This window comes from Photobacterium sp. OFAV2-7 (genome assembly GCF_022347985.1).
Taxonomy (GTDB): domain Bacteria; phylum Pseudomonadota; class Gammaproteobacteria; order Enterobacterales; family Vibrionaceae; genus Photobacterium.
In genome coordinates this window covers 1-7,973 of sequence record NZ_JAKRFQ010000135.1, presented here as the reverse complement: position 1 = coordinate 7,973, position 7,973 = coordinate 1, and the positions used below count along the sequence as shown (strand labels likewise).

Genomic DNA, 7,973 nt, shown 5'->3' with positions numbered 1-7,973 from the left:
AATATAGAGCTGGCGTTTGTCTAGCTCTGGAACACCCGTCGAATAGAGACCACGCACCTTGAAGTCATAAGCATTTAACGCCCCTTCACTGGTTGTGACCAGCAGGGTTATCCAGTCTCCGACTCCGACATTCATATTGTTGGCCAAATCGGCACCCAACATAACTTCGGGCTCAGCCGGATCATAGCGACTCGAAGTAACATCAGAGAGTGTTTTACCTTCCCTCATCGTTAGGAAAGGGCCTTTGAGGCTAAACTCACGATCATTCACCCCTGTTCCGGTGAAAATGGCGGACTTGCTGCCGTTAGACACCAGCCCGGTAAAATAGATCCTGGGCTGAACGGCACGTACAGTGTCGTGTTTCAGTAACGCGCTGATCAGAGTCTGCGAATGGTTCAGGCCGTTGCTGAGCGGCATCTCTTCGTCTTTTTCAAAATAGTCCGGCACACTTAAGGTAATGTGGCCGACATCGCGGGCAGTAGATTCCTGTAGTGATTGATAGGTATACAGGCCAAAGCCGCCAGCGGCTGTCATCGCAAAAACAGTGATTGCAATGATCATCACGGAAAGCAGGCTACGCCGACTATTTCGCTGCAGATTAAGCCACGCCAACTTAAAGTGATAAGGCATCACTTTGTCAGCCAACTTGCTAATCGTTAACTTACCCATCGCATTGCCTCCTGCTGGATATATCCGTCTAGTAACTCAATTCGACGATCACAGCGCACAGCCATACGGGGATCATGAGTTGCGATAAGAAACGTCGTTCCTATTTCATGGCCAAGATCTTTCATGATCTCAACCACAGCATTGGCTGTCTGGCTATCAAGGCTGGCGGTGGGTTCATCAGCGATCACCAGGCTCGGTTGATGCACCAATGCACGTGCAATGGCAACACGCTGCTGCTGACCGCCAGATAAATGATCAGGCCGATGGTGAAGCCACTTCCCCAGCCCGACTCGTTCAAGCATCTCAGTTGCTTTCTGTTGCTGCTCTTGTTTCGAACATCTATTGAGATGCAATGGGTAGGCGACGTTTTCCAGCGCTGTCATTACAGGAACAAGGTTGAACCGCTGAAAAACAAACCCGAGCTGGCTCCGGCGAAATCTCGCTGCATCAGCAGACGACTGCGGTGCCGGTTGCAAGGCTGACGTGTTTTCCCCGAACAACACTTCCCCCTGATAGTCTCTATCCAGTAAACCAAGGATATTGAGCAGGGTGCTTTTTCCCGAGCCCGAAGGCCCGCAGAGCGCCACCATCTCACCGTTATCAATCACTCCTGACACACCATTTAGTGCGCACACCTCTTGATTGCCCAACCAATATTGCTTACGTATTCCAGAGAACTGGATCATGTTTCCCCCCTCAGCCCTGATTGACCAAATCAATAGCTTTAAGCGTTTGCGGATGATTGGCGTCCTGCTGCTGCATTTGCGCAAGCCAGTTTCTCGCCTGTGGCATATCTTCAGCCCGAATTGCTGCCTGCACAGCAAAGCCATATATCCAGGCTGTCGCTGCAAAGGGTTCCTTTGCAAATTCCGGCTGCTCCAGCAAAGAAAGGTAAATGTCGTAACCACGCTCGAAGTAGTTAAACATGTCAGGTAGCAGAGTGAACGTTGAGGCCGAGATAGCCTGTGCCAGATAGTACTCATGAATACCAGAGATCACCCGCTGCTCGGCAAGAGAAAGCGGATAGGCATCAAGAATATCCAGCCCCTTATCAATCTTGGCTAGCCCCTGCTCGACATATTTCATCTTGTTCCAGGGCATCCAGGCATCACGACCTTTTAATGTTTCAGTGCCGCCTAAATAAACCATGGTCAACGGCTTTGGCCCTTCAGCCTCAATCAGGCTCTCAAGTTGCTGGTATACCATTTCGACTTTAGCTTCATCCCCTTCAGCAGCCTGATTGTATAAGTTGATAATGGCTTCGATTTCACTTGCCTGGACAAAGCTCGGTACCAATAACAAAGTGCTGACTAACACCAACCGTAACTTTTTGGCAATCATCTGAATCATGTGTCTCTCCATTTACCTTGATATTTGTCTCGATAGTAAACACGGGGACTAAACGGCGTGTATCAATGCGACAAATTGCAAAACCAGAGAGCGAAGCGAAGTAAAACGCGACCGAACTGTCACGCTATATAACGAAAGAAAAGCGGTATAAAGGACAAAGAAAAAGATTGGAGAAAGAAATGGTTAGATGTCGATAAGCGTTCAAAGCGGCAGAATAGCTGCCGCCTCGATACCCGAACTGTCACGAAGCCGTTGTTCCAGGGAGAGTTAGTCGACCGTTACCTGTTCAGCTGAAACGCGCGACTCAATCCCTTCTATCGCCTCAATAAGCGAAGGCGACAAGATGGCCTTCTTGTTAGTTTTGAAATTGAACATGACCACTTTCGCTGTCCCTGATGTCGTTACCGCCCCGAGCTTCTTGCTGACAATCTCATATTCCATAGTGAACCGATCTTCCTTAAGCTCAGAAACCCGGCTTCCAACATAAAGTGTGTCCGGGTACGTTACCGGCAATTTGTAGCGGCAGCTGGTTTCACCCAAAACCGGGCCGATACCTGTATGTTGTATCTTCTCCATCAAGGCGACCTCTCTGAAATAGTCAATACGAGCCGTTTCTAGGTAGCGGAAATAGACGACATTATTTACGTGGTTAAGTGCGTCCATTTCTCCCCAAGCCACCGGGATCTCAGTGATAACAGGGTATCCTTTCAGTAGGTCTTTCATGTGTGCTCCTTGCGTTATGGTGATGATGCCGTCCCGCCCGATACAACAACTATTCTATTCACTACAGTCCGGCCATAGAGCTTTTAATCTAACTTTGAATTAACAATATAGCAACACACAAACATACATCTTCTTGAGCCTATTGCCGTAATGAATCCTTGCCGACAACAAATCAATGAAAGCATGTCGTGTTTGTAGCACCAAAACGATGCCTTAGACAGCAGCCGCTTCCAACAGTTGGCGAACTTTTCTTCAGTTATGAAAGCTCAGTGTAAAATTCCGTCGTAAAATCTGCGGAGGCCTTATTTTATAAGGGCTAACACCTTGTTTTAGGGTATGCTTAGCCACCTTTTTTTATTGCCCGGCGGCTAAAACCGACGGGTTAAACATGAGCAATAGCGCTCATAGTTAAAGACACTGTTATATGCTTTACAACGACAATCTACCGGTACGGTTCCCGAAAGGAACGTTCGCGATGTGGACGGTATACAGTTTCACCGGCGCATCCATTTTTGCTTCCATCATCTTTTCGCTGCTTCTTTTCCTCTCCATAGACGAGGATCCTGTGATGCAACTGCTGTTTGGCGGCCTCGCGGTTATCTTCGAACTGGGAAAATTCTTTGCCTGGTATGAATTTGGAGAACGCCGCGCCCGCCGTAACTATACCGGCGCCTTCTCGGCTTTTGCCTTCTATGCCGTTCTTGCTGCTATTTCTATCGGCGGCTCGGTTGGTGGTATCAACAGTGCCACCAACAAGGCGCAAGGGCATGTCAATGTCCAGCAGAGCAAGATCAGCACCTACAACATGCAAATTGACGCGATTGAGAAACAAATCGAGCTCAACAATACTGCTGCCGAAAAATATATCCAGATGGAACGAATCGCAACGGGTGTCGCCCGGATCCAGAAAGAAAATGAGCAGCTTCGTAACCAGCAACAGGCCCTGGCATCAGAGCGAGACAGCCTGCCGGTAGTCAATCAGGGATCGGTCATAGGCCTTATCGACAGTTTGGCTAAGTCGCTCAATGTACAAACACAAACAGCACAATTAGGTTTGGTCATCTTCCTGTCTGTGCTATTGGATTTCTTCGCAGCTTTCTTTGTCGGATTAATTGGGGAAGAGCTTCGTTTCAGGAACCAATTCCGCCGCATCAACCCTATCACTATCGATGCGTTCGAATCGGCAGAGCCCAAAGAGCCTGAGCTGCTTACCAATACAATGGAAACCAGTAATGGAGCCGCGCCTACTGCAGTGCAGGAAGTCGAACCCGAACTGCCAAAGAGCCCTTATGAGAAAGCGATTGAAGCCTTGAGTTCTAACCAGGTTAACTGCACCAAGCGAGCTGTCACCCGGTTTCTTAAGATCAACAGCGAGGAAGTGGATGACATCTTCAAGCAACTACTCGAGGAAGGGATTGTGAGCAAAAAGCCCAATAACCATTACCAATGGCATGGTGTAACAGAAAGCTAAGGCCTTAACCTCAACCATCAAAGCCCGCTGTATTTGATACTGCGGGCTTTGTTATATATGAGCGTATTAAACAAGCTGTACTTTCTTGTACTGTGCATAGTTTAGGAAAGACAGCAGAGCAAAAAACACAGGATCACTCCAGCCAAATCCAACAAAAACGCCAGTAAAACACGCATACAAGGTAATCACGACACCTAGCAGGTTGGTAACCAACAAGCCCTTAAACAACTTTTTCGCCATTAAACCCTGCTCAATCTCACGAAGCAAAAAACTGATCGCTGCGATTCCACCCAGGAAAATACTATTATGCTGCGACAGAAAAAGTGCGTATTGATCATTGAGTTCAACGCCGTACATCGGCCACATCAAAGCGGGTACAAAAAACAAAGCCAGTGCAAAAACACCATAAATTGCAGCATGTACCGTCAGGAATGTTTTACTGTTCATCTCATTGTTCCTAAGACATTAGTGGTTAATCGGGCCTTTGTTAATCTGAGACAGAGGCTCGTTGATATCGAACACAATGCCTCTCACGTCGGTAATACCCATTTTCTGCAATCGCGCCGTATGCATCTCAAGGTAAGCCAAGGCAGTCTGCTCATCCTCGAATAAATAAACGCCTCCCCCTTGCTGAGTCTGGGCATTCTCGGTCCAGATTTTCCAAATCATTCCCGGCTCTTGATTAATCGATTCTGCCAACTCTTTCAGCAGTGCTGACATCTCCTCACCAAAAGGGCCCTGAAAATTAAAATCGACCTGTAGCAACTTACGCATAATTTAGTACTCCACTCTCTTCGGTATGTGCAATAATCATAATCAGCAAAAATTGAACAGGAAAGTTCAAAGTTTCCTCATTTACTGTGCAAAAAATTGACCAATGAGACTTAAAACCACCTTAGAACAATGGCTCACCTTGCATGAAATCAACCGCTCGGGGAGTATTCAGGCGGCTGCAACCCAGCTAAACAAGAGCCATACCACGCTGATCTACGCGATCAGAAAACTCGAAGAGCAACTGGATATTTCACTCGTTCAGGTAAAAGGACGACGAGCAGTACTGACTGACGATGGCCAGTCTTTACTTCGCAGAGCAACCTCCATGCTTGAACAGGCCCGTGATCTTGAACTAATCAGTAGCCAGCTATCCATGGGGGTAGAGTCTGAAATCACGGTATCAATCGATCATTTATGCTGTAGGGAATGGCTATATCAGCCCTTATCCGAATTTTTCGCACAAAACAAAAATACCTCTGTTCAAGTGATTGAAACGTCCCTTTCAGGTACCACCGACGCTGTAGCCTCAGAGAAATCCGACGTGGCTATTATCAATCTTCCAGTTATCAATTATCCGGCAGATGCCTTCGGTGTCGTTACTATGGTGCCCGTTGCAGCCAAAAAGCATCCACTGGCACAAAAGGACAATCTTTGTTTCGGTGACATGACTACCGAAACCCAAATCGTCATCAGAGATCTTGGCGTCGATCCGGAGCAGGAAAAGCAAAACGTTGGTTGGCTTAAATCCCAGCAGCGCATAACTGTAGATAATTTTGACCATGCCTGGCGCGCTGTTGTCAGCGGTTTGGGGTTTTGCCGTCTGCCTGAGCATATGGTCAACGAGATGAATTGTGATGATATCGTGAAGCTGTCAATTGAAGGAGCACAGCGCTACCAGGTACCGCTGCATATTACCCAGCCCAAAGGTGCCAAAACCGGACCGGCCGCACGCGATCTGTACGCTCTTCTGCTCACCCACGCTTCAAAGCGTCTTGACAGCTAATCGGGTTGGCTAATAATGCTATTTCCAAAAACACATTGGGCAGGAGGATTGCTATCCGCCTGCCCAACGCAACAGTTAATCTCAACTGCCATTACTTATCGGTGGCATCCAACACACCGCGACGGATCTGGTCCAGTTCAATAGACTCAAACAGTGCCTGGAAGTTACCTTCACCAAAGCCCTCATTCCCTTTACGCTGAATAATTTCAAAGAAGACAGGTCCTATCACGGTATCGGTGAATATTTGCAGCAAGATACCGGTCTCATCACCATCAATCAGAACCTTTAGCTCATTCAGCTTGGCCACATCTTCATGGTGACCGGGAACACGCTTGTTAATGCCCTCGTAATAGGTATCAGGCGTATCCATGAACCCCAGCCCGCCCTGCTTGAGCTTTTCGACTGTCGCCAGGATATTTTCGGTACTCAGGGCAATATGCTGAATGCCTTCACCATTGTATTGGTCCAGATACTCGGCAATCTGGGACTTGTCATCACTTGACTCATTAATTGGGATCCGGATTTTGCCACACGGTGCCGTCATTGCCCGCGAGAGCAAACCGGTCATTTTACCTTTGATATCGAAGTGGCGTATTTCACGGAAGTTGGCAATTTTTTCATAGAAACTTGCCCACAAATCCATATTACCGCGCTTGACGTTATGGGTAAGATGATCGATATATTCCAGCCCGGCGTCCAATGCCGCCATCCGTTCTTTGTAATCCGGATAGTAGTCAAAATCAATTTCGTATATATCATGCTCGCCATAGCGATCAACCAGGTAAATCAGGGATTCACCGATACCATAGATAGCAGGTATGTTCAGCTCCATCGGTCCCGCCTGAGGCGCACACGCCGTGGCCCCTTTCTCAACCGCATAAGCAAGTGCCTGAGTAGAGTCAGCCACGCGAAACGCCATGGCATTCACACTGGCACCGTGTATACCAGCGAAACCTGATGCCTGAGAATGAGCCTCACCATTAACAATAAAATTAATATCGCCCTGTCGGTACAGCCACACCGACTTGTGCTTATGCTTGGCGATCTCTGCAAACCCCATTAAACGAAAGAGGTTTTTCAAATTTGCGATACCCTCTGGGGTCGGCGCGGTATATTCCACAAATTCAAAGCCGTCCGTGCCCATTGGATTATCAATCATCTTGCTCATCCGTATTATCCTCACTGTATGTCTTCAGCTGCCGTGTTTCAGGAGATCCGGCGCTTACTAATAGGATTAGCATTTCTAACGAAATGATGAGACATTTTCCGGGCAAAAGATGTTACACAAATGTAAATCAATTTCGTAAACTCAGATTGACAATATGCAACTTAAGTCTTGAGCAAGGTAAAGAGTAAAAAGTTGCCAGCTAATATTGGTAACAAGATTATTTATATTTTTTGCAACCCAGCTAGCAGTTTCGAAAGCTTTACGCCATTCCTCAGCAACAACTACTAAGCTTTGTTAAAGAGGTGAAGGAATGAACGTTAATAAGAGAGACCAGCTAAAACTACCCAAAAGAGTTAGCCCTAAAATAAAGCTGTCGGCCTCAGCTGAAATATACTTACCCACTTTCCATTTTCTCAATAATGAATATCTCCATGCATTACGGCATGAAAAAGGTATTATCCGTGACGATGATATCGAGTTTCTTCACCAGTACCGAGTAGCCCTTCGCCGTTGCAGGACGCTAATCAGCTTGCTCAAGGCCTTGTTCGAGCCCCGCCAAAAAGCCATGCTCAACAATGAACTCAAAACCATGATGCAAAAGACCAATCTCCTGAGGGATCTCGATGTTTTTCTGTTCAAGATGGATGAATATTTTGTCTGCCTGGACCACTCTCATCATCAGGGGCTGATCCGGTTTATCGACGAGCTGCAAGACGAACGGCAAAAAGCTTTCAAGGAACTAAAGAAATGGCTGAAAACAGAAAACTATGAACAACAATGTACTCTCATTAAAGGCTTGCTGGCCGAAATGGAAA

10 protein-coding genes are annotated in these 7,973 nt (G+C 47.1%); 3 read left to right on the top strand and 7 right to left on the bottom strand.

What is annotated here, in order from left to right; all coding sequences use genetic code 11:
• The 4 genes from MHN01_RS09820 to MHN01_RS09805 all read right to left on the bottom strand — a co-directional run.
• A partial coding sequence (locus MHN01_RS09820; protein WP_239411189.1) for an ABC transporter permease occupies positions 1-669 on the bottom strand: 669 nt, incomplete at its 3' end.
• A complete protein-coding gene (locus MHN01_RS09815) occupies positions 657-1,355 on the bottom strand; it encodes an ABC transporter ATP-binding protein (RefSeq protein WP_239411188.1) in 699 nt (232 codons plus the stop codon). The genes MHN01_RS09815 and MHN01_RS09820, both read right to left, overlap by 13 nt.
• Before the next feature lie 10 nt (positions 1,356-1,365).
• Entirely contained in the window at positions 1,366-2,019 is a 654-nt protein-coding gene (locus MHN01_RS09810) for a hypothetical protein (RefSeq protein WP_239411187.1), read from the bottom strand.
• Positions 2,020-2,286: 267 nt separating this feature from the next.
• Positions 2,287-2,742 carry a thioesterase family protein gene (locus MHN01_RS09805; protein WP_239411186.1) on the bottom strand — a complete coding sequence of 152 codons (456 nt, stop codon included), beginning with the start codon at positions 2,740-2,742 and terminating at the stop codon, positions 2,287-2,289.
• Between the two features lie 424 nt (positions 2,743-3,166).
• On the opposite strand from MHN01_RS09805, the gene MHN01_RS09800 reads away from it, so the two are divergent.
• The gene (locus MHN01_RS09800) at positions 3,167-4,213 is read left to right on the top strand and encodes a Preprotein translocase subunit SecY (RefSeq protein WP_239411185.1); all 1,047 of its coding nucleotides are present in this window, start codon (positions 3,167-3,169) and stop codon (positions 4,211-4,213) included.
• A 66-nt stretch (positions 4,214-4,279) separates the two neighbouring features.
• Here MHN01_RS09800 and MHN01_RS09795 read toward each other — a convergent pair whose 3' ends face one another.
• Complete coding sequence (locus MHN01_RS09795; protein WP_239411184.1) at positions 4,280-4,660, bottom strand: hypothetical protein; 381 nt, start codon at positions 4,658-4,660, stop codon at positions 4,280-4,282.
• A gap of 18 nt (positions 4,661-4,678) precedes the next feature.
• Positions 4,679-4,987: a monooxygenase gene (locus MHN01_RS09790; protein WP_239411183.1), complete on the bottom strand. Its 309-nt coding sequence runs from the start codon at positions 4,985-4,987 to the stop codon at positions 4,679-4,681.
• Between the two features lie 103 nt (positions 4,988-5,090).
• Between MHN01_RS09790 and MHN01_RS09785 the strand changes: the two genes are divergently transcribed.
• Positions 5,091-5,990, top strand: a complete 900-nt coding sequence (locus MHN01_RS09785) for a LysR family transcriptional regulator (protein WP_239411182.1) — start codon at positions 5,091-5,093, stop codon at positions 5,988-5,990.
• Positions 5,991-6,081: 91 nt separating this feature from the next.
• Here MHN01_RS09785 and hppD read toward each other — a convergent pair whose 3' ends face one another.
• Positions 6,082-7,158, bottom strand: a complete 1,077-nt coding sequence (gene hppD / locus MHN01_RS09780; protein WP_239411181.1) for a 4-hydroxyphenylpyruvate dioxygenase — start codon at positions 7,156-7,158, stop codon at positions 6,082-6,084.
• Between the two features lie 310 nt (positions 7,159-7,468).
• On the opposite strand from hppD, the gene MHN01_RS09775 reads away from it, so the two are divergent.
• Positions 7,469-7,973, top strand: a 505-nt coding sequence (locus tag MHN01_RS09775) for a CHAD domain-containing protein (protein ID WP_239411180.1), incomplete at its 3' end; no start/stop codon positions are given.

Excerpts from the sequence above, each read along its gene's own strand:
- MHN01_RS09795 (WP_239411184.1), bottom strand. The coding sequence starts at position 4,660 with ATGAACAGTAAAACATTCCTGACGGTACATGCTGCAATTTATGGTGTT.
- hppD (WP_239411181.1), bottom strand. The coding sequence starts at position 7,158 with ATGAGCAAGATGATTGATAATCCAATGGGCACGGACGGCTTTGAATTT.
- MHN01_RS09805 (WP_239411186.1), bottom strand. The coding sequence starts at position 2,742 with ATGAAAGACCTACTGAAAGGATACCCTGTTATCACTGAGATCCCGGTG.
- MHN01_RS09810 (WP_239411187.1), bottom strand. The coding sequence starts at position 2,019 with ATGATTCAGATGATTGCCAAAAAGTTACGGTTGGTGTTAGTCAGCACT.
- MHN01_RS09800 (WP_239411185.1), top strand. The coding sequence starts at position 3,167 with ATGCTTTACAACGACAATCTACCGGTACGGTTCCCGAAAGGAACGTTC.
- MHN01_RS09785 (WP_239411182.1), top strand. The coding sequence starts at position 5,091 with ATGAGACTTAAAACCACCTTAGAACAATGGCTCACCTTGCATGAAATC.
- MHN01_RS09815 (WP_239411188.1), bottom strand. The coding sequence starts at position 1,355 with ATGATCCAGTTCTCTGGAATACGTAAGCAATATTGGTTGGGCAATCAA.
- MHN01_RS09790 (WP_239411183.1), bottom strand. The coding sequence starts at position 4,987 with ATGCGTAAGTTGCTACAGGTCGATTTTAATTTTCAGGGCCCTTTTGGT.